This window comes from Velazquezella soli (genome assembly GCF_977018685.1).
On sequence record NZ_CDRNXF010000004.1, the window covers coordinates 1888080 to 1909233 of the forward strand.

General features: G+C 62.4%; 12 protein-coding genes. 7 read left to right on the forward strand and 5 right to left on the reverse strand.

Annotated features, from left to right (window positions below; genetic code table 11):
- Window positions 1–2 precede the first annotated feature (2 nt).
- Together AC0JZ8_RS12670 and pncA are read right to left on the reverse strand one after the other, a co-directional pair.
- The gene (locus AC0JZ8_RS12670) at window positions 3–749 is read right to left on the reverse strand and encodes an AzlC family ABC transporter permease (RefSeq protein ID WP_174196527.1); all 747 of its coding nucleotides are present in this window, start codon (window positions 747–749) and stop codon (window positions 3–5) included.
- Window positions 750–866: 117 nt separating this feature from the next.
- Window positions 867–1493, reverse strand: coding sequence for a bifunctional nicotinamidase/pyrazinamidase (gene pncA / locus AC0JZ8_RS12675; RefSeq protein WP_209901240.1), 627 nt, complete (start codon window positions 1491–1493; stop codon window positions 867–869).
- A 303-nt stretch (window positions 1494–1796) separates the two neighbouring features.
- Between pncA and AC0JZ8_RS12680 the strand changes: the two genes are divergently transcribed.
- Window positions 1797–3020, forward strand: a complete 1224-nt coding sequence (locus tag AC0JZ8_RS12680; RefSeq protein WP_062581070.1) for a YeeE/YedE family protein — start codon at window positions 1797–1799, stop codon at window positions 3018–3020.
- A 507-nt stretch (window positions 3021–3527) separates the two neighbouring features.
- On the forward strand, window positions 3528–4976 hold the full coding sequence (locus tag AC0JZ8_RS12685; RefSeq protein ID WP_471892644.1) for a DUF2778 domain-containing protein: 1449 nt from the start codon (window positions 3528–3530) through the stop codon (window positions 4974–4976).
- 45 nt (window positions 4977–5021) lie between these two features.
- Here the strand turns inward: AC0JZ8_RS12685 and AC0JZ8_RS12690 are convergent, their stop codons facing one another.
- Both AC0JZ8_RS12690 and AC0JZ8_RS12695 read right to left on the reverse strand, forming a co-directional pair.
- Entirely contained in the window at window positions 5022–6167 is a 1146-nt protein-coding gene (locus AC0JZ8_RS12690) for an amidohydrolase (protein WP_471893367.1), read from the reverse strand.
- 68 nt (window positions 6168–6235) lie between these two features.
- Window positions 6236–8812 (reverse strand): ATP-dependent helicase, encoded by a 2577-nt coding sequence (locus AC0JZ8_RS12695; protein WP_471892645.1) that lies wholly within the window; start codon window positions 8810–8812, stop codon window positions 6236–6238.
- 218 nt (window positions 8813–9030) lie between these two features.
- Here AC0JZ8_RS12695 and AC0JZ8_RS12700 point away from each other — a divergent pair, with 218 nt between their 5' ends.
- Both AC0JZ8_RS12700 and AC0JZ8_RS12705 read left to right on the forward strand, forming a co-directional pair.
- Window positions 9031–10209 (forward strand): efflux RND transporter periplasmic adaptor subunit, encoded by a 1179-nt coding sequence (locus tag AC0JZ8_RS12700; protein ID WP_471892646.1) that lies wholly within the window; start codon window positions 9031–9033, stop codon window positions 10207–10209.
- Window positions 10206–13391, forward strand: a complete 3186-nt coding sequence (locus AC0JZ8_RS12705; protein ID WP_471892647.1) for an efflux RND transporter permease subunit — start codon at window positions 10206–10208, stop codon at window positions 13389–13391. Before AC0JZ8_RS12700 ends, AC0JZ8_RS12705 begins: the two co-directional genes overlap by 4 nt.
- Window positions 13392–13401: 10 nt before the next feature.
- Here AC0JZ8_RS12705 and AC0JZ8_RS12710 read toward each other — a convergent pair whose 3' ends face one another.
- A complete protein-coding gene (locus AC0JZ8_RS12710; protein WP_471892648.1) occupies window positions 13402–14838 on the reverse strand; it encodes an aminotransferase-like domain-containing protein in 1437 nt (478 codons plus the stop codon).
- Between the two features lie 95 nt (window positions 14839–14933).
- Between AC0JZ8_RS12710 and AC0JZ8_RS12715 the strand changes: the two genes are divergently transcribed.
- From AC0JZ8_RS12715 to AC0JZ8_RS12725, 3 genes are all read left to right on the forward strand, one after another.
- Window positions 14934–15797 carry a DMT family transporter gene (locus tag AC0JZ8_RS12715; RefSeq protein WP_471892649.1) on the forward strand — a complete coding sequence of 288 codons (864 nt, stop codon included), beginning with the start codon at window positions 14934–14936 and terminating at the stop codon, window positions 15795–15797.
- Window positions 15798–15883: 86 nt separating this feature from the next.
- Window positions 15884–17299: an FAD-binding oxidoreductase gene (locus AC0JZ8_RS12720; protein ID WP_471892650.1), complete on the forward strand. Its 1416-nt coding sequence runs from the start codon at window positions 15884–15886 to the stop codon at window positions 17297–17299.
- 87 nt (window positions 17300–17386) lie between these two features.
- On the forward strand, window positions 17387–21109 hold the full coding sequence (locus AC0JZ8_RS12725) for an AsmA family protein (protein ID WP_471892651.1): 3723 nt from the start codon (window positions 17387–17389) through the stop codon (window positions 21107–21109).
- The last annotated feature ends 45 nt before the right edge of the window (window positions 21110–21154 follow it).

Sequence of the window (21154 nt, forward strand, 5' to 3'; positions counted from 1 at the left end):
CACTACGCAGCCTCCGTTTCAAGGGCCGGGTCTTTCACGTCGTGATCCGAGGCTCCGGGAGGAGGCAGGATGGCCGCGACGACGATCCCGAGCGCTGCCCCCACACTGATATGCCAGGGTGACCCGACGACCCAGTAGGCGACAACCGATCCGACTGCTCCGGCGACGAGGACGGGTAGAAAATTGTGCCGTTTGCGAAAGCCCATCACCAGACCGAGAAAGTAGACGGGCAGGAGGACATCGATGCCGATCGCCTTCGGGTCGCCGATCAGGCTGCCGAACAGCGCGCCGACAATGGTATTACCGACCCATCCAATCCAGACCACGCCGCCCATGGCGATGTACCAGGCGAAGGTTACGGGGGTCTGTTCTTCACGTTTCTCCGTCTCTGCAAATTGCGGATCGGTCAGCAGGAAAAACGAAAGACAGCGCTTGAGGAGCGGGAAGCGCCCGAGGATCGGCGATACTGCCGCGGAATAGAGAACGTGGCGGAAATTGACGGCGAGCACCGAGAGCACGATCATCCAGGCCGCGACATGGTGGCCGAACAGTTCGATCCCGACCAACTGACTCGCACCGCCAAAGACAAACGCGCTCATCAGCGCCGCTTCCGCCATGCTGAAACCGTTGTCGATGGCGATCGCTCCGAACAGGATGCCGAACGGGGCTGAGGAGAGGACGATGACGAAGCCCTTCTTCAATCCGTTCCTGATCTGGCCGCTTGTGGTGATCGGTTCGCTGAAACTCATGAGTCTTCCGATGCGTGCGCGTGCAATGCTTCGTTTATGCACGTGAGCGCCCGGTGACAATCGAATTGCGTTGATGCGTGTATCGATTTTGCTGAACGATCGGCGGCGCGGAGTGCGTCAGTCCGCGAGAATCTCGCTGCTCTTGATAATGCCGACGCCGTTGGCGCGCATCTCCTCGATGGCAGCCCTGACGCCCTCGGGTGTTATGCCGCGGCTCGCATCCTCGATGAAGCGCACTTTAACGTCCGGCAGCATTTCGACAGCGTCCAAGGCTGAAAACTTCACGCAGTAGTCCGTGGCGAGACCGCAAACGTCAAGCTCCGTAATCTGCTGCGCCCGGAGGTAACCGGCAAGGCCGGTAAGGGCGGCCTGGTCGTTGTCGCGAAAGGCGGAATAGCTGTCGACCGCAGGGTTTTCGCCCTTTTGCTGGATATAATCGACTGCGCCGATATCGAGATCCGGGTGGAATTCCGCATCCGCTGTTTCCTGTACGCAGTGATCCGGCCACATGACCTGCGGCTGGCCGGAGAGCTCGCCCATGTCGAATGGTTTCTTGCCCGGATGCTGGGAGGCGAAGCTGCCGTGATTGGCGGGATGCCAGTCCTGCGAGGCGACGATCACGTCGTAACCGCCGTCGGAAATGAGGCTGTTTGCGATCGGCACGATATCGTCACCGTGGGCAACGGCAAGGTTTCCGCCCGGGCAGAAGCCATTCTGGATGTCGATCAGGAGCAGCGCTTTCATAGATCGTCCTCACGAGTGGTTCTTCCTTGTCACACGAAGATGCCAAGCATGGCGGCATCGATCAAGCCTCTTCTGCGCACACGATCGTCGCTCCAAATCACTTGTGACGAAACGGTCGGCCTCGGTGGCAGGTTCTGCGGTCGTTTGATCTCCGCGTTTTCTAGAATTTCGAAAGATATCTCGATCGCTTTTGCTGACCGATCTGAAATCTCAATCCGGTTTCGAGCCCAATGTTGAAACGTGATTCCTCGTCGGATGCGGACCACGACCCTATCTAGAGGTCATCTTCACGGAGTTCCTCCCATGTCACTGTCGTCTTCGCTAGAAACGCGGGCTGAAGGCCTGCCGCCGATCGGTTTTCCCGGTCTCGGCGCTCTCATCGTGCTTGTTGTCGGCACCGTTGCGCTCGGCCTCGCTTATGGTCCAGCCCAAGGTGCGCTCTTCCTCATCGGAGGCGGGCTTGGCATCGCGCTCTATCACGCGGCCTTCGGGTTCACGTCTGCCTGGCGTGTCTTCATTGCGGAGGGCCGGGGCCGGGGTCTTCGCGTTCAGATGATTCTTCTGGCGCTTGCCGTCATCCTGTTTTTCCCGGCTCTATCCAACGGCGTGCTGTTCGGCACCGAGGTGCGTGGCAATATTTCGCCGGCCGGTATCGGCGTGATCGTCGGCGCCTTCATGTTCGGCATCGGGATGCAGCTTGGCGGCGGTTGTGCATCCGGCACGCTGTTTACCGCCGGTGGTGGCAATGCGCGCATGCTGGTGACCCTGTTCTTCTTCATCGTCGGTTCGGTTCTCGCCACCATCCACTTCGACTGGTGGGTCAGTCTTCCTTCGCTGCCGCCGACGTCTCTGTTCCAGACCTTCGGTGCATTTGGCGGCATTGCGGTATCGCTTGCCATCTTTGCGGCGATCGCCGCGATCACTGTGGTCGTCGAGAAGCGGCGCAACGGCGCACTTGAACAGGCACCACCTTCGCCACGGCATGGTCTTGCCCGCTATCTGCGTGGTCCGTGGCCGCTGGTGGCTGGCGCGATTGCACTCGTCATCCTCAATTTCGCGACGCTCGCAATCGCCGGCCGTCCCTGGGGGATCACGTCCGCCTTCGCGCTCTGGGGTGCGAAGGGCGCGCAGGCGATCGGCTTTGATCCGACAGCCTGGGCCTATTGGCAGCAGCCGGGGAATGCCAAGGCTCTGGCCGGAAGCGTGTTTGCCGATGTCACATCCGTCATGGATTTCGGCCTCATCGCGGGCGCCATGCTGGCGGCGGCGCTGGCTGGAAAGTTTGCTCCCAGCCTCGACATCCCGCTGCGTTCGATCCTTGCGGCCGTCGTTGGCGGCCTGCTGCTCGGCTACGGTGCGCGAATCGCCTATGGCTGCAATATCGGAGCCTATTTCTCCGGCATCGCGTCCGGCAGCCTGCATGGTTATCTCTGGGCAGTCGCGGCGTTTGCCGGAAATGTGCTGGGTGTGAAATTGCGGCCCTTCTTCTTCATGGAAGGTCGGTCCATTCGCCGGGCCGACGGTTGAGCCGTTCACCGCATCCCTTCAAAACTCCACGATCCATGGGCGCCTCCACAGAGGCGCCCATTTTCGCATGTGGGTTCAGACAGAGTGTCGCCACACTTTGGCTCGGGCTTGCCGCATCTTACCCCCTCAAAATTGCGGGTGCGATTTCGTACCTCAAATGTCGCAACAGTTAAAAACCGGTGTAAGCCTTGAGTTTGTTAACTTTTGTCGCTAAACAGCAACAGTCGACGAGCTAGACACCGGACTTGCGGGCAGGGTCGAACACCCCTTTGCCGCATTTCTGCTTAACTTCCGGCGGTATGCGCTTTTAAGTGCACCACCGAAACCAAATCGGGGCGGCGTAAAGACATTGGTTACCATAATCGTTCATTCTCATATGCAGTCGATTGGCGGCGATGAGCAGATCCTGTCTGCTTTCTCAGTCCGCTTTGATCTTGCGGGCAAGACTGCGAAAGCAGGCCTTGCCGGTGTGAGTAACGGTTCGGGTAACGAGTAATGGCGCGTCAGTTGGAATCCAAAGCTTCGAAGCAGAACGGTCGCAAAGCGGCATCGAAAGCATCCTCGGCGCAGGCGCGCCGCAAGAAGTCCCGCTCACTCATGACGAATATGGCGCTTGGCGTCGGCTTTACCGTGGCGGCGCTGGTTGGTGCCTCGATGGTCACGGTCGCGACCTCGGTCAAGTCTGCCCCCAGCATCAGGTTCGAAACGGCCCTGCTTGCGCCACCAACGGCGCGCGAGCATCTCGTGGCTGCATCGGCGCGCACTGCGGACCGCAATCTCGATATCTCGAAATTCTCTCGCCTTCCAGGCAGCGCGCCGGCCGAGCCGAAGCGCGGTCGTCTGGAAGGAGCGCAGCTTGCTGCTCTCTCTTCCCAGCGTCCGGATGACGCAAGCGTTCGTCAGTCGATGCATCTCGCGATGGCAAAGGCTGCCCGTCACGCCGAAACCGAACAGCAGTTTGCGGCCCTTGGCAAGCTTCGGCCCGGCTCCGACCAGATCAAGTCCGCCCTCGGTTCTGCCATGGAAAGTCTTGTGGTCGTAGCGCCACGCGGTAGCGAAGCTCTGGGCGCAATGCCCGACATTCTCCAGGAAGTTCAGCCGGCGACAGAGGTGGCGGAACTCGACACGATGAAGCCGGTGGAACTCGCGTCGCTCGACAGCGATCTGCCGGAAAGCATGTCGGAGGATACGGTGGCGATTGCCGAACAGGCGACGCCGCTGCCTTCACCTGCGCCGACATCTCTCGCCCAGGCGCTGCCGAAAGCCGGACCACTGCCGGTCCTGCGTCCCGGTGCGGCCACCACCAGCGCTTCCATGGCCGTCGCTTCCGTCAAGCCTGAGAAGCCGAATGCACTTGCCGCAATCGCAGCCGTCGCACCGCAAAAGCCTGGCCGTGGCGACAACGATAACGACAAGCCAACCGTGCTTGCCTTTGCCAAGCCGAACAACCCGATGCGCGAAGAGCCTCTCGCGCCGTCGCAGGGTTCGCCGAAGTGGCCTGGTATCGGGACCAAGGTTGCGATCTACGACATCACCAACGGCGTGGTCATCATGCCGAATGGCAGCAAGCTCGAAGCCCATTCCGGCATCGGCAGCATGCGCGACAACCCGAAGTTCACGCATGTGAAGATGCGCGGCCCGACACCTCCGGGCACCTACAAGCTCTCGATGCGCGAATCGCTGTTCCACGGTGTTGCGGCAATCCGCCTGACGCCGACCGACGGCAAGGCGCCTCAGGGCCGCACGGGTCTTCTCGCCCACAGCTTCCTGCTTCGCGTTCGCGGCGACAGCCACGGTTGCGTGGCCTTCGCCGACTACGACAAGTTCCTCAAGGCCTTCCAGCGCGGCGAGATCACCCACATGATCATCGTGCCGAAGTGGGATGGCAAGCGCCCCGGCGCCGGCCCAAGCGGCGGCGGCATCATGGCAAAGCTGTTCGGCAACAAGGACGCCTGATCAAACTCAAAACAAACGGAGCCTTTTAGGCTCCGTTTTTCGTTGTCAGCCCAGCACCTGCCGCGTTGCGGCCAGGAAGATGCGCGCGCCGATCGCAATCAGATCGTCGGGATAATCATAAGTCGGGTTGTGCAGGGCAGGGTGGCTTTCGCCGGCGCCGAGAAACAGCATGGCCGATTTCGAGACCTTAGCGAAGCGACCGAAATCCTCCGAGGCGCGGTAGGCTTCTCCAGCGACATGCGGCACGCTCTCGGCATCCATCGCGGCCCTCAGGATGTCGGCTGCAGCGGGGTGGTTGATGCAGTGGCCGAACACATCCTGATAGGACAAGGCCAGGGCCAGCCCATCCGCCGCAGCCGCGTCTCTCGCCATTGTCTCCGCCTGTTCGACAAGAGCGGACATTTGATCATCCGTCGAGGTGCGCAACGTCACCCAGATCTCGCCATGCGCCGGTGAAATGCCCGCCGCGGGTTCACCGATCGTCACGTGGGTCACGGTCGCTCGCACGAGGTCGTCGTTTTCGACAGAGCCTGCCGAAATACCGCTCAGGGCTGGCAGCAGCTTGGCCACGGCCGAAACCGGCGAGATCCCGGTCTCTGGCCATGCCGCGTGGGCAGTCTTGCCGGTCAGGATGATTTTCATGCCGCGCGACGCGCAATTGGTCGGGCCGTCCTTCAGATGAACGTGGCCGAGCGGGATGCCCGGCATGTTGTGCAGGGACAGGCTGATATCGGGTGTCAGGTCCCGAAACTTGTCGTCGGCAAGGACCGCTGCCGCCCCGGCGCCGGTTTCCTCCGCCGGCTGGAACAGGAGAACGACACGACCCTTCGCTGGCCGCCGACGTCCGAGCGCGCGGCCGACCGCCGCAAGCGTTGCCGTATGCCCGTCATGGCCGCACATATGGCTCTTTCCCGATACCTTCGACTTGTGCTCGGGGTCGCCCAGTTCCTCGATCGGAAGAGCATCGAGTTCCGCGCGCAGCATCACCGTCATTCCGGGCACGCCACTGTCGTAGACGACCGCGACGCCGGTGCCGCCAATACCTTCGACCACCGCGTCCGGACCGGTCTCCGACAGGAACCGCACCACCTCGCGCGCCGTCTCCGCTTCCTCACCGGAGACATCAGGCATGGTATGAAGCCGGCGGCGCCATGCGGTGAGTTCGACGACGTCGCTGTTGGTGAGGGAGATGTCATTCATCAAATTCTAAAGCCCTCATCATGGTCACGACCCTCGTTTGCGAGTGGATAGACGTCCAGTCAGCCCGCCTTCTCCACGAACCCGTCCAGCACCCGCTTCTGGCCGGCCTTGTCGAACTCGATCGTCAGCTTGTTGCCTTCGATCGCGGTAACATTGCCGTTGCCGAACTTGATGTGGAAGACGCGGTCGCCGGTGGTGAATTTTGAGGGCGTTTCGGTTGTCGATTTGGCGACCAGTTCGCCGTCGATGGTGCGGCCGCGGGGGCCGCTTTCGCCGTAGCCGATCCGTTCCACCGCGTGGCCTGAGCGGCTGCCCCAGTTGTCGCGGGTGGCGTCTGTCTTGTTGGCCTGGGCGCGTTTCCAGCCGGGCGTCGAGTAGGAATTGCCGGCGAAGGCATCCGCCTTGTCGAAGCGTGACTGGCCATAACCGCCGCGGCCGCCATAGCCACCGAAGCTCGAGGATTCCGATGACGCGACATCGACATGGCTCGGCGGCAGTTCATCGAGAAATCGCGATGGCATGGTCGATTGCCACAGGCCGTGGATGCGCCGGTTGGAGACGAACCAGATGTGGCAGCGCCGTTTTGCGCGGGTGATGCCGACATAGGCGAGGCGGCGTTCCTCCTCCAGCCCCGAGCGGCCGCCTTCGTCCAGTGCGCGCTGGTGCGGGAACAGGCCTTCCTCCCAGCCGGGCAGGAATACGGTCTCGAATTCCAGCCCCTTGGCCGAGTGCAGCGTCATGATCGACACGGCGTCGAGGTTCTCGTTGGTCTCGGCATCCATGACGAGCGAGACGTGTTCGAGGAAGCCGCGCATGCTCTCGAACTGTTCCATCGAGCGGATTAGTTCCTTGAGGTTCTCCAGTCGACCCGGCGCTTCGGCGGTCTTGTCGTTCTTCCACATGTCGGTATAGCCCGACTCTTCGAGGATCTGCTCGGCCAGTTCCGTATGCGGCACGGTTTCGAGACGTCCCTGCCAGTTGCGGAAATTCTGCACGACATCGAACAGGGCCTTGCGGGCCTTCGGCTTCAGCTCGTCGGTCTCGATCATTTCGCTTGCGGCCTGAAGCATGGGCACATCGCGGGCGCGGGCGCTGTCATGCAGGTAGCGGATCGTCGTGTCGCCGAGGCCGCGCTTTGGTGTGTTGACGATGCGCTCAAAGGCAAGGTCGTCGGCCGGCTGGCAGACCATGCGGAAATAGGCCATCGCATCGCGGATCTCGAGCCGCTCGTAAAAGCGCGGGCCGCCGATGACGCGGTAGTTGAGGCCGAGCGTCACGAACCGGTCTTCGAACTCGCGCATCTGAAACGAGGCGCGCACCAGGATCGCCATGTCGTTCAGCGCGTGTTTCTTGGCATCGCTGCGACCATCGCCGCGCTGCAGCCGCTCGATCTCCTCACCGACGGCACGGGCTTCCTCTTCGCTATCCCAGGCGGCGTGGACGATGACCTTTTCATCTTCGGGATCGACCCGGTCGGTGAACAGCGTCTTGCCGAGGCGTCCTTCGTTATGGGCGATCAGATGGCCGGCAGCGCCGAGGATGTGCTCTGTCGAGCGGTAGTTGCGCTCAAGCTTGATGACCTTGGCGCCCGGGAAATCCTTGTCGAAGCGAAGGATGTTTTCCACTTCGGCACCGCGCCAACCATAGATCGACTGGTCGTCGTCGCCGACGCAGCAGACGTTTTGCGGCACGTCCTTCGGACGCTGAGCGAGCAGACGCAGCCACATATACTGGGCCGTATTGGTGTCCTGATACTCGTCGACGAGGATATAGCGGAACCGCTGGTGATACTCCTTGAGCAGATCCGGTGCCTTGCGGAACAGGGCGATCGGGTGCAGTAAAAGGTCGCCGAAATCGCAGGCGTTGAGCGTGCGCAGGCGGGCCTGATAGGCGGCATAGAGTTCGCGGCCCTTGCCGTTGGCAAAAGCTCGGGCGTCGCCTTCCGGAATGTCGGGCGGCAACAGGCCCTTGTTCTTCCAGCCATCGATCATGCCGGCGAACTGCTTGGCCGGCCAGCGCTTGTCGTCCAGACCTTCCGCCTGGATGAGCTGCTTGATCAGGCGCACGACGTCGTCGGTGTCTAAGATGGTGAAATCGGATCGGAGGCCGACCAGCTCCGAATGGCGCCGCAGCAGTTTGACGCCGATCGAGTGAAACGTGCCGAGCCACGGCATGCCTTCGACGGCGCCGCCGACGAGAACGCCGATGCGCTCCTTCATCTCGCGCGCCGCCTTGTTGGTGAAGGTCACGGCCAGGATCTGGCTCGGATAGGCGCGGCCGGTTTCCAACAGATGGGCGATGCGGGTGGTGAGCACCCGCGTCTTGCCGGTTCCAGCGCCGGCAAGCACCAATACGGGACCATCCAAAGTCTCGACCGCTTCGCGCTGCTCCGGGTTGAGGCCGGTCATATAGTCAGGCGACGGCCGGTTGCCGCCGCGCGCCGCCATGGCCCGTGCCGCGATCCCCAAACCACCAGAGGCACCACCGGAACCACCAGCAGGAACGGGAGCCGAACCATGGTTGCCAGCCGATGCCGGCACCGGGCGCTGATCCGATTGGTCTTCGCCTCGCGCCTTGCGGGGGGCGGGCTCCAGCTCCTCATCGAAGAAGGGGATGTCGTCGTAACTGTTACTCATCGGGCCAATGTAGTGATTCGGGCTCGAAAGACCAGCCGATGTTCTCTTTTCATTCCTATGTTTCCCCTAGGAATCGTCCGGATCCGTGTCGTTGAAGCTCTGACACATCCGTGAAATCGCGTGATGTTACAAAACAGTAAGGTAGGTTCCTCGACCTTGCCAGTTGGGCGCGAAACGGGGATACTTGCACCACTTATCGATAGACTTGCGAGGAATGAATGCGGATCTGGAACCAGCTTCTGATGTCGGTTGCGGTACTGCTCGGAGGGCTCTGTCTCTGGGTCTACCTGTCGGCAGATGCCGGGCGGTCACTGATTTCGATGGGCGTTCCCGCAGGAGTGGTGATTTCCATCAATCCTGATGTCGCCGAGCCGGCGGCCGCAACGGTTGCGGGCGCACCGGCTTCGTCATCGCGCGGCGGGCAGCGGGGCGGCGGTGAGAGCCAGGTGGTGTTGGTTGCAACCAGACCCGTCGGAACCGGTGTGGTCAACGACAGACTGTCGGCGATCGGTGACGGCGAGGCGATCCAGTCGGTTATCGTGATGCCGCAGGCGACGGGCACCGTAAACGAGATCCTCATCAAATCCGGCGACATGGTCAAAAAGGGCCAGATTCTTGCGCAGCTCGATGACGACGAGCAGATCATCCTGCGCGATCAGGCGCAGGTGGTGTTGCGCAGTGCGCGTGAGAAATCCGATACTTACCGGAACCTCAAGAGCTTCTCCCGCCTCGACGTGCTCGACGCGCAGATTGCGTCCGAAACGGCGCAGCTGACGGTCACCAACGCCGAACTGGCGCTGAAGCGTCGCTCGGTCGTTGCGCCGATCGACGGGATCGTCGGCATCGTCGCGGTCAATATCGGTGACAACGTCACGACCGCGAGCAATATCGTGACGATCGACAACCGTACCGAGCTGCTGGTGGATTTCTGGGCGCCGGAGCGTTTCGCGGTTCAGGTCAAGCCTGGCATGCCGGTCGAGGCCGCCTCCGTCTCGCGTCCAGGCCGCACCTTCGAGGGTTCGGTCGAGGCCGTCGACAACAGGGTCGATCCTGCAAGCCGTACGATCCGCATTCGTGCCAGAATTCCCAATGTTGATGACGAACTCCGCGCCGGCATGTCTTTCGGCGTGACGATGCGGTTTCCGGGCGAGACCTTTCCAAGCGTCGATCCGCTTGCAGTCCAGTGGGATGCGAAAGGCTCGTTCGTCTGGCATATCGTCGATCACAAATCGGTCAAGGAGCGGGTGAGGGTCATCCAGCGCAATCCCGATGCGATCCTCGTCTCGGCCAATCTGAAGGATGGCGATGTCGTGGCAACCGAAGGGTTGCAACGGGTCCGGGAAAATGGTGCCGTCCGCATCGCCGGTGAAAAGCCGCCGGAGGTCGCCAGCCGATGAGCAGCAGCCACAGCGGTAACGCCAATAACAACGGGTCGTCCGGCCAGTCTTCCGGAAAGCAGAACAGCTTTACCGCGCTTTTTGTGCGGCGGCCGGTCCTTGCCGCGGTTCTCAACACGCTTCTTGTCGTCGCAGGCCTTGCCGCTCTTGCCGGCGTCGAGGTGCGCGAGTTGCCGGATGTGGACCAGCCGGTCATCACCATCCGCACCACCTATGACGGCGCTTCTGCCCAGACGATGGACCAGGAGGTGACCGATATCATCGAGGGCGCGGTTGCCCGGGTCGCCGGCCTCAAGGCCGTTTCGTCGGAATCGCAGTTCGGTCAGAGCCGTGTCACGCTGGAATTCAACGACACCGCCGATCTTGCGGTGGCCGCCAACGACGTGCGCGATGCGCTTGGTCGTGTCACCGGCCAGTTGCCTGACGACGTGGACGAGCCGCGCATCATCAAGGCCGATTCCGACAGTCAGCCGATCATGCGGCTTGCGGTCACCTCGAACACGCTCTCCATGGAAGACCTGACGCTTCTCGTCGATAACGAGGTGTCCGACCGGCTTGCGTCGGTTGACGGCGTCGCTGACGTGGAACTCTACGGCGATCAGGAAAAGGTCTTCCGCGTCGACGTGAACCAGACGGCGCTTGCCAGTCGTGGGCTGACGATTGCAGATCTCTCCGAGGCGCTATCGACGGCTGCGCTCGACGTGCCCGCCGGTTCGCTGGAATCCTCGACGCAGGACATTGTCGTGCGCGCGACGGCGAGCCTGACCAAGCCCGAAGACTTCGAAAACGTCATGCTGGGCAACAATGTCCGGCTGCGCGATGTCGCGACAGTGATGCTTGGGCCGGACGACGGCACGACTGCGCTGCGATCGAACGGCGTTCCGGGCGTCGGTCTCGGCGTGCTGCGCCAGGCGCAATCGAACACGCTCAGCATTTCGGAAGGTGTGCGGGCCGCCGTCGCCGATCTCCAGAAGACGTTGCCCGAGGGCACGCGCATTGCCATCACCAGTGACGATGCGGTCTTCATCGAAGGCGCGCTGCACGAGGTCGAGATCGCGCTGGCGCTGTCGGGCACAATCGTCATTGCGGTCATCTATCTCTTCCTGCGCGACTGGAAGGCGACGCTGATCCCGGCGCTGACCATGCCGGTGGCGCTGATCGGTACGCTGGTCGCAATCTATGCCGTCGGGTTTTCGATCAACATCCTGACGCTGCTGGCGATCGTGCTCGCGACCGGCCTTGTGGTGGATGACGCGATCGTCGTTCTCGAAAACATCGTGCGACGACGATCGGAAGGGATGGGTCCGCGCGCTGCCGCGGTTCTCGGCACGCAGGAGGTTTTCTTCGCGGTGCTGGCGACGACTGCGACGCTTGCCGCCGTATTCATTCCGCTGTCGTTTCTGCCCGGCCAGATGGGCGGCCTGTTCCGCGAGTTCGGTTTCGTTCTGGCATTTGCCGTCGCGCTGTCTTCGGTCACGGCGCTGACGCTTTGCCCGATGCTTGCCTCGCGCATGCTGACCAAGCCGATACAGGAAAAGAACGACGGCCTGCTCGGCCGGTTCGGAACGCTGTTTGCCAATTTCTACCGGGTGACACTGCATGCCTGCCTTGGCGCGCCGGCGATCGTCATCGTCTTTGCGCTGCTGTTCGGCGGTGCCGGCTATATGGCCTTCAAGACGGTCAAGAGCGAACTCACCCCACCGGAAGACCGGGCCATGGTCATGCTGCGGGCGACGGCGCCCGAAGGCATCAGCCTGCAATATATGCGCGACAAGCTGCAGCAGATCGAAGAGAAACTGCAGCCGCTCGTGGCGTCCGGCGAGATCCAGAACATCTATTCGATCTCGGGGCAGGGTGGCGCCACCAATAACGGCTTCATGGTTCTGACCCTCGCGCCTTGGTCCGAGCGGGAGCGTAGCCAGGCCGATATCGTCCGGGATATCAACGCGGCCACCGCGACCGTGCCCTCGCTTCGCGCCTTCGCGACGCAGCAGAACAGTCTGCGTATCCGCGGTGCCGGCAACGGGTTGCAGATGGCGATGGTCGGCACCAATCATGAAGAGCTGACGGCCGCCGCGCTGAAACTGGTCGACCAGCTTCGTGCGAGCGGATTGTTCGATACGCCGCGTCTCAACAACGAGCCGACACAGGCCCAGATCTTCGTGTCGGTGAACCGTGAGCGGGCATCGGATCTCGGAATCGACATCACCAATCTCGGCACGTCGCTGCAGTCTCTTCTCGAAGGCCGATCTGTGGTGGACGTGTTTGTCGACGGCGAGGCGACGCCGGTCAAGCTGACATCGACGACGCGTCCGATCGATGACCCGACGGATCTCGAGAACATTTTTCTGAAGGCCAAGGATGGCCGCATGGTGCCGCTCTCCACCGTCGCGACGCTCGAGGAACGGGCCGTGGCGCCGAGGCTCAACCGCGAACAGCGGCTTGCGGCAGTCTCCTTCTCGGCCAGCCTCAAGGACGGTGTCTCGCTCGGTCAAGCGGTGCAGGCGGCGACCGAGCTTGCGCAGCCGCTCCTGCCAGCTGGATCACGTCTGATACCGTTGGCAGAGGCTGCGACACTCAAGGAAAACTCGAGCGGCATGGCGCTGACATTCGGCTTTGCGATCGCCATCATCTTCCTGGTGCTTGCGGCGCAGTTCGAAAGTGTCCTGTCCTCGATCATCATCATGTCCACGGTGCCGCTGGGACTTGCCTGCGCTGCCTTCGCCTTGGTTCTGACCGGCTCCAGTCTCAACGTCTATAGCCAGATCGGGCTTGTGCTGCTTGTCGGGGTCATGGCGAAAAACGGCATTCTGATCGTCGAGTTCGCCAACCATCTGCGCAACGAGGGCGCGTCCTGCCGCGAGGCGATCGAACGGGCGTGCGCTATCCGTCTTCGACCGGTGATGATGACGATGATCGCCACCGTGATCGGCGGCGTGCCTCTGGTTCTTGCCAAGGGCGCCGGTGCCGAAGCCCGTATCGCGCTCGGCTGGGTGATCGTCGGTGGCCTCGGCATGGCAACCATGGTGACGCTCTACATCACCCCCGTCGCATACTTGTTGATCGCCCGTTTCTCCAAGCCACAGGTGCACGAGGAACAGCGTCTGCAGGACGAGCTGGAAAGCGCCCGCAAGGGACGCGCCAACGATACGAAAGAGCAGCAGCTGATGGCAGCCGAGTAAGGGCTTGCCTTCAGGCAACGGTTTCGGGGTTTCGCATGTCGGCGAAAATCTGCTTCAGGACGTCGTAGATCCGGCCATCGAGCGATTGCGACACGTTGAAGCGCATGGAGCACGTCGCTGATTGCGACGGGCTGAAGACATTGCCCGGGGCGAGGACGATGTTGTGCTTCAATGCCGCCCGCGCGACGTCGGCGGAATCGAGACCATCGGGCAGCCGGCACCACAGAAACATGCCTGCCTGCGGCTCGATCCACGGCACGATCCCGATCGCCTTCAGCCGTCCCGATACCTCGACCCTTGCGCCGGCGAGCCGCCCCCTTATCGTGTCCAGATGCTTTCGGTAGCTGGCATCGCTCAGCGCCTGGTAGACCAGTTCGGACGCAAGCGACGGTCCGCCGAACGAGGTCGCGATCTTGAGGTCCGTCAGACCTTCGATCCAGTCCCGCTTGGTGGCGATGAAGCCGCAGCGGACCGAAGCGGACAGCGTTTTTGAAAAGCTGCCGATATGAATGACCCGGTCCAGACCGTCGAAGGCGGCCAGCCTCGGTGCCGGGGTGTGCTCGAAATCCGCAAAGATATCGTCCTCGACGATCGTCAGGCCGAACTGTTCGGCTAGTTTCAGGACGCGATGCGCGGTGACGGGACTAAGCGTCGCCCCGGTCGGATTGTGGACCGCCGAATTGGTGATGTAGAGGCGAGGGCGGTGTTCGGCGAGGACGTTTGCGAAAGCGTCGAGATCGGGCCCGCTTGGCGTATAGGGCACGCCGACGATCCGGGCGCGATGGGCGCGCAGGATCGCCTGGAAATTGAAGTAGCACGGGTCGTCCACAAGCACGGTGTCTCCGGGCTCGATCAGGAACCGGCAGAGAAGGTCGATCGCCTGGGTGCCGGAATCGGTCAGCACGATCTGGTCGGGCGAAGCCTCGATGCCGCGCTCTCCCATTCTGCGCGCAATCAGGCTTCGAAGCGGTGTCAGGCCGAGCGGAGAACCGTAGTCCGTAAGTGCTGCCGTATCGCCGCGGGAAAGCGTGCGAAGCGATCGCCGCAGGGTCTCGTCCGGTAACCAGGATGGCGGTAGCCAGCCACAACCAGGCGTGAGGCCATCGCGCCGGACATCGAGCGATTGCCGTGACACCCACAAGGGATCAACGGCGCGGTCGAGCTTCGGGCCGATCTGCGCGAGCGACAACGGTGCCGTCTGGTTGGCAACGTAAAAGCCCGAGCCGGGGCGGGAGGTGATCACGCCCTCCGCCGCCAGCCGGTCATACGCATCGACGATCGTGGAGGTGGACACTTTCAAAGTTGCCGCGAGGCTTCGCACGGAGGGAAGCTTTGCCCCGGGCACGAGGCTCCGCCCGGAAATCCGTTGCCGGATGGTCGCAACGACCATTGCGACCTTCTGCCCACCTTGCGTTCCAAAGTCCATCCGTACTGCCTCATGCACCATTACAGTTTTGTCAAATCGTACCTGAGTGTAGCTGTCGCTGCCAGAGGCTTGCGCGCATAAGCGTCAAAGGATTTCGGTGAGGGGTATGCAAGGGTATGGATCGTTCGCTTTCAGGTTGGATCAACGGCATGATCGGTGTGATCATCTTCAGCGGATCGCTGCCCGCGACCCGTATTGCCGTCATGCAGTTTGATCCGGTTTTTCTAACCGTTGCCCGCGCCGCGATTGCCGGCATCCTCGCACTCTGCATTCTCCTTGTCTTTCGGGAAAAATGGCCGTCGCGCCGCGACCTCGTGTCTCTTGTCGTCATCGCTCTCGGCGTCGTGGTGGGCTTTCCGCTTCTCACTGCGCTGGCACTCCAGCACGTGACATCGGCCCATTCGATCGTCTTCATCGGTCTGCTTCCTTTGGCGACGGCATGCTTTGCGGTTCTTCGCGGTGGCGAGAGACCGAGGCGGGCATTCTGGATCTTCGCGATTGCCGGAAGCTCGTGCGTTGCCGGTTTTGCGCTGTCGCAAGGTGTGATGGCGTCACCCTATGGCGACGGCATGATGCTTGCCGCGGTTCTCGTCTGCGGCCTCGGTTATGCGGAAGGTGGCCGCCTGTCGCGGACGCTCGGGGGATGGCAGGTGATCTGCTGGGCGCTTGTTCTGTCGCTGCCTGTCATGATCGTCATCACGGTTACGCAACTGCCGCCGGATTTCTCCGCAATCCGCATGCCGGCATGGCTTGGCCTCGGCTATGTCTCGCTTTTCAGCATGCTGATCGGCTTCATCTTCTGGTATCGCGGGCTGGCGCAGGGTGGCATTGCGGCAGTCGGCCAGTTGCAGCTGACGCAGCCATTCTTCGGCCTCGTGCTTGCCGCCCTGCTGCTCGGTGAAAGCATCAGCCCGATGATGATCGTCGTGACATTTGCCGTCATCCTCTGTGTCGCCGGGGCTCGCCGCTTCGCGCGATAAGCTACCGTACCGATGCGGGATTGTTCGTTCTGGACAAACCTTGCCGTGTCTCCTAACCAAGCCCTAGCATCTTGAGGAGACGTAGCATGGCAATTCGCGACGTGAAGGCAGGCCAACGGAACGAGGAGGGCATTGCCGCGGTCCTCGGTATCTTGAAACAGGCTTTCGGCGAGCGGTTCCAGACCGGCCAGTCGTTCCGCGAACAGCATGCCCACACGACCACCTATCTTCCGGGCCAGCTTCCCGATGGCGTCGTGTTCGTCGAGACGAGCGACGACGTGAAGACCGTGGTGAAGGTGTGCGGCGAGCATCGGGTTCCGATGATCCCGTTTGGCGTCGGTTCCTCGCTTGAAGGACAGATCAATGCGCCGTCCGGCGGCATTTCGATCGATTTCAGCCGCATGAACAAGGTCCTTCGCATCAGCCCTGAAGATCTCGACGTCACCGTCGAGCCGGGGATGACGCGTGAGGAGCTGAACCGCGAACTGCGCGATACCGGCCTGTTCTTTCCGATCGATCCCGGTGCCAACGCAACGATCGGCGGCATGGCGTCGACCCGTGCGTCCGGTACCAACGCGGTGCGTTACGGCACGATGAAGGACAATGTCCTGGCACTGACCGTCGTGACCGCCGATGGCGAAGAGATCCGCACCGCGCGTCGCGCCCGCAAATCCTCGGCCGGCTACGATCTGACCCGGCTTTTCGTGGGCTCAGAGGGTACGCTCGGCGTGATCACGTCGGTGACGCTGAAGCTTCAGGGCATTCCGGAAAAGATCGGCGGCGGCGTCTGCGCCTTCCCGAGCGTCGAGGCAGCCTGCGATGCCGTCATCATGACCATTCAGATGGGCATTCCGGTTGCGCGTATCGAGCTTCTCGACGACGTGCAGATCCGCGCCTGCAATGCCTATTCGGGCCTATCCTACCCGGAAAAGCCGACATTGTTTCTCGAATTCCATGGTACCGAGGAGACGGTTCGCATCCAGTCGGAACAGTTCGCCGAGATCGCGTCCGACTGTGGTGGTGACGAGTTCCATTGGACTGCCAATGCCGAAGAGCGCACCAAGCTGTGGAACGCCCGCCACAATGCCTACTGGGCCGGCCGCGCGCTCGATCCGTCGCTGAATGGGCTCTCCACCGATGTCTGCGTGCCGATTTCGCGGCTGGCGGAATGCGTGGCCGAGACCCAGGCCGATATTCGCGATGCGGGGCTTCTGGCACCGATCGTCGGCCATGCGGGCGATGGCAATTTCCATGTCCTCGTGCTTTTCGACGACAAGGATCCGGCTTCCGTTGCCAATGTCGAGGCGTTTACGGGACGCCTGAGCCGTCGTGCTCTCGCGATGGATGGAACCTGCACCGGCGAACACGGCGTCGGGCAGGGCAAGATGTCCTATCTCGACGAGGAACTGGGCGGTGCCGTCGAGCTGATGCGGTCGATCAAGAAAGGCTTTGATCCGCAAAACCTCTTCAATCCGGGAAAGATCTTCCGCATCGCGGAATAACACTCCCCAATGATTGACTTGCCAGTCCGGCGCGTGGAACTACTCTTGCCGTAGAAACAGGGAGATAGGCCGGTGCTCGGACGCATCATGTTGGCTTTGGGCGGATTGGTCGTGGCGGCGCTGTTTGCGGCGCTGCTGGTGCCGTTCTTTGTCGACTGGTCGAGCTTCCGCGTCGCTTTCGAGGATCAGGCCAGCCGTCTGCTCGGCAAGAAGGTCGCCGTCCACGGCTCCGTCGATGCGCGGATCCTCCCATTTCCGTCGGTTACACTGCATGACGTGCGCGTCGGCCAGGACGTCGATGGCCAGCCGCTCGTGCAGGTGGCGCAATTCTCGATGGATATGGAACTCGCGCCGTTTCTCTCCGGCGAGGCACGCATTTTCGATATGCGCATCGACAAGCCGAAGGTGCGTTTCCGCATCCTGAAGGACGGCACGTTCGAATGGCTGCGCGGCAGTCGCCCGACGATTGCGGCCCGCAGCGTCATTCTCGAAGACGTCCATATCATGGGTGGCGAAATCGAGATCATCGACGATCGCAACGGCCAGGTCCGCCACATGACCGGACTGTCCACCGACCTGTCGGCGGGGACACTTGCCGGGCCATGGCGGGGCGAGGGCAATGCGGTGCTGGATGGCCAGGAGGCCCGCTTCAGCCTGACAAGCGGTGAAGCCGCCGCCGAGGGACGGCAGATTCCATTGCGGCTTCGCGTCTGGCCGGATGCCCATCCGGTCGTGGTCGATTTCGATGGCGAACTTGCCGCAGTGGACAACAAGCCCAGCTACAACGGCAAGTTCAACCTTGCCTTCCTGCAGGAAGAAGACGAGTCCGAGCCGGTCAAGGCGCCGCCGCCCGGTCCGCGTGTCTCGGGCGATTTCGAGCTGACCGGCGAGCGCGCCCGCATTCCGCAATACCGGGTCGAAGTCGGTCCGAAGGAAAACCCTTACATCGTCACCGGCGAGGCAACGCTTGATACCGGGCCGAAGCCGGAATTCCTGCTGACGGCCGATGGCCAGCAGATCGACGTCAACCGGCTGAGCGACGGTCCCCAGGCTAAGACCGGTCGCAATCCGGCCGCGTCCGCGCAGCGCCGCCTGAATGCCTTCGTGCAGATGGTGGCATCGATCCCGATCCCGCAGGTGCCAGGAAGGGTCAACCTCAAGCTGCCGGCAATCGTCTTCAACGACACAACGATCCGCGACATCCATCTCGACGTTAGACCGGCCGGGCGCGGCTGGGCCGTCGACAACGTGACTGCCACCCTGCCGGGCCGCACCCAGCTGGAGGCCAAGGGAAATCTCAACCTTGCAAACCGAACCGCGTTTGTCGGCGACATGCTGGTTGCATCGACACAGCCCTCCGGGCTTGCCGACTGGCTGTCCGGCAGCGTTGATCCTGCGATAAGGCAGCTGAAAAACGCCGGCTTCTCGGCCAAGGTGAACCTCACGCCGGAACTTCAGCGGTTCGAAGCTCTGGAACTTGGGATAGGGCCTGCAACGCTAAAAGGAAGGCTGGAGCGCCAGTCGCCGAACGGCCAGCCACCAAGCCTTTCCATGGCGCTTGCCGGCAACGAGATCGATATCGACGCGATGCGCGCGCTCGCTTCGCTGGTCACCGACGACGATGCCGGTCAGGATGTGCTCGACCACCGGGTCGCAGCAAGCCTCAAGGCCGACCGGCTGACGGCTCTAGGCGTCGTCGCAACCAAGGTCGATACCGCGTTCAGCGTGGCCGAGGGCGTGTTGTCGCTGGAGCGGCTGACTGTCGGAGATATCGAGGGCGCCACCCTGTCCGCCAAAGGCAGGGTCGAGGGCTCGCTGGTTTCCTACGCCGGGACCGGGTCGGTCAGCTTCCGTTCACCGGACCCCACGTCTTTCATCACCATGCTGCGGGATCGGCTGCCGCATCATCCGTTGCTCGACCGGTTGGCCCGCAACGGCAGCTGGTATGCGGATTCGGACCTGATCGCCGATATTTCGCTCGGCGGCAGCGGTCTTGGCGGTGCCAATATCAAGCTGCGCGGCAAGGCGAATGGCAGCACGGTCGATGCGGATCTGAAGCTGCCCGGCATCTTCGATCTCACGGCAGGCAACGCGATGACGCTGTCTGCATCGCTTGCCAACCCGAAGGCGACGGTCCTGCTGGGTCAAGCCGGTCTCGATCCCTTGCCTTTCGATGGTGACGGCGCGGGACGGTTGGCGCTGACATTGCAGCAAAAGGAACAGCACGCGGCCACCACCGAACTGAGCTTCACGACGCCCAAGACGTCGCTGCTGATGGCCGGCGACGTGAATATCCAGAATGCCGGATTTGGCGAAGGGCGGGCGCGGGTGTCGCTCAAGAGCGCCGATATCGAGCCCTATCTGCTGGTCACCGGTGTCAGCCTGCCGCAGTTCGGCAGCGGACTGCCTGTCAATCTCGCAGCCGATGTCGAGCTTTCGGCAGATGCCGTGAAAGTCTCTGGCCTCAGTGGCGATCTTGCCGGAAACACTGTCGGTGGATCGCTATCCGCCGATCGCCGCGCTCCCGGCCTGCCTGTTACCGGCGACATGTCTGTCGACACGATCGATCTTGCCTGGATGGGCGAGGCGGTATTCGGGCCGATGGAGAATGGCGTGACAGGCGCCCCATCAAAGACGCCGTTCGCCACGCCGCTGATTGGATCGACGGATGTCGGCATCAATCTGTCGGCAAAAACGCTCCGGGCGGATGCGCTTGGAACAATTACCGGTTTTTCGGGCAGGGTGAACGGCAAAGCCGGTGGGCTGACGATCGACAACGCCTCCGGTACCTGGCAGGGCGGAAATCTGTCCGGACGGCTGATGATGTCGAACGGCGATGCGACCGGCATCGTCCAGGCAAAGCTGCAGGTCGAAAACGCCGATCTCGCACCGCTCGTCTGGCAAAAGGGCGGCACACCGGTCGCGACGGGCAAGCTGGACAGCACTGTCAGCATCGAGGCGACTGGCAAGAGCATGGACGAACTCATGCATGGCGTCAGCGGCTCCGGCGAGATGCGCCTCAAGGATTTCGAGATTGCCGGGATCAATCCGGATGCGCTCGCGCCGATACTTGCCGGTGCCGACAAGCTGCAGGGCGAGGTCAACGAGGCAGTGGTTCGCCCGATCGTGACAACTGAGGTCCTGAAAGGGACGACCCGGCTCGGGTCCGTCACCATTCCGATGACGATTACCGGCGGCGCGGCACGGGTTCAGAATTTTACGGCAACGGCCGGCCCCGCACAGGTCTCGGCTGAGGGCGTGCTCGACTTTGTCGATGGCCGCATCGATGCCGGGCTGTCGGTCCGTTACGATGCGGGTGAAGAGGCTGTGGCGGGCGGAGAACCGACTGTCACGCTCGGTTATTCCGGATCGCTCGAGCAGCCGGAACAGCGCATCGATATGGCCGCAATGGCAAACTTCCTGTCACTGCGGGCCTTCGAACAGGAACGCCGCCGCGTCGAGACGCTGCAGGCAAGCGTGCTCGAGAAACAGCGGCTGCGCCGCGAAGTCGCGCTCTACACGTTCCGTGGCGTGGAACGGGAGGCGGCACGCGTGAAGGCAGAGGCCGAGGAGCGGGCACGCCAGGAGGCGGCGGAGGCAGAACGCAGAAGCCAGGAAGCCGAACGGCAGGAGGCAGCAAGGCGCGCTGAAGCAGCCCGGCTCCAGCAGGAGCGGCAACGGGAAATCCAAAGGCAGAACCAGCAGCCATCGGCGCCGTTCACGATGCCACCCGCCGGCGACCTTTTCCAGGAGCAGCCTTCGGGTACGGGTCGCTCCTCAAACCCCAGTTTGCCGGGCGTGCAGCCGTGAGTGCGGCGGCACGCTGATCAGAGCAAATGTGGGGGGCGGGAGGAC

What these genes read in the sequence shown, in the direction of transcription:
- AC0JZ8_RS12670 (WP_174196527.1), bottom strand. Translation starts at nt 749, where the DNA reads ATGAGTTTCAGCGAACCGATCACCACAAGCGGCCAGATCAGGAACGGA.
- pncA (WP_209901240.1), bottom strand. Translation starts at nt 1,493, where the DNA reads ATGAAAGCGCTGCTCCTGATCGACATCCAGAATGGCTTCTGCCCGGGC.
- AC0JZ8_RS12680 (WP_062581070.1), top strand. Translation starts at nt 1,797, where the DNA reads ATGTCACTGTCGTCTTCGCTAGAAACGCGGGCTGAAGGCCTGCCGCCG.
- AC0JZ8_RS12695 (WP_471892645.1), bottom strand. Translation starts at nt 8,812, where the DNA reads ATGAGTAACAGTTACGACGACATCCCCTTCTTCGATGAGGAGCTGGAG.
- AC0JZ8_RS12700 (WP_471892646.1), top strand. Translation starts at nt 9,031, where the DNA reads ATGCGGATCTGGAACCAGCTTCTGATGTCGGTTGCGGTACTGCTCGGA.
- AC0JZ8_RS12705 (WP_471892647.1), top strand. Translation starts at nt 10,206, where the DNA reads ATGAGCAGCAGCCACAGCGGTAACGCCAATAACAACGGGTCGTCCGGC.
- AC0JZ8_RS12710 (WP_471892648.1), bottom strand. Translation starts at nt 14,838, where the DNA reads ATGGTGCATGAGGCAGTACGGATGGACTTTGGAACGCAAGGTGGGCAG.
- AC0JZ8_RS12715 (WP_471892649.1), top strand. Translation starts at nt 14,934, where the DNA reads ATGGATCGTTCGCTTTCAGGTTGGATCAACGGCATGATCGGTGTGATC.
- AC0JZ8_RS12720 (WP_471892650.1), top strand. Translation starts at nt 15,884, where the DNA reads ATGGCAATTCGCGACGTGAAGGCAGGCCAACGGAACGAGGAGGGCATT.
- AC0JZ8_RS12725 (WP_471892651.1), top strand. Translation starts at nt 17,387, where the DNA reads ATGTTGGCTTTGGGCGGATTGGTCGTGGCGGCGCTGTTTGCGGCGCTG.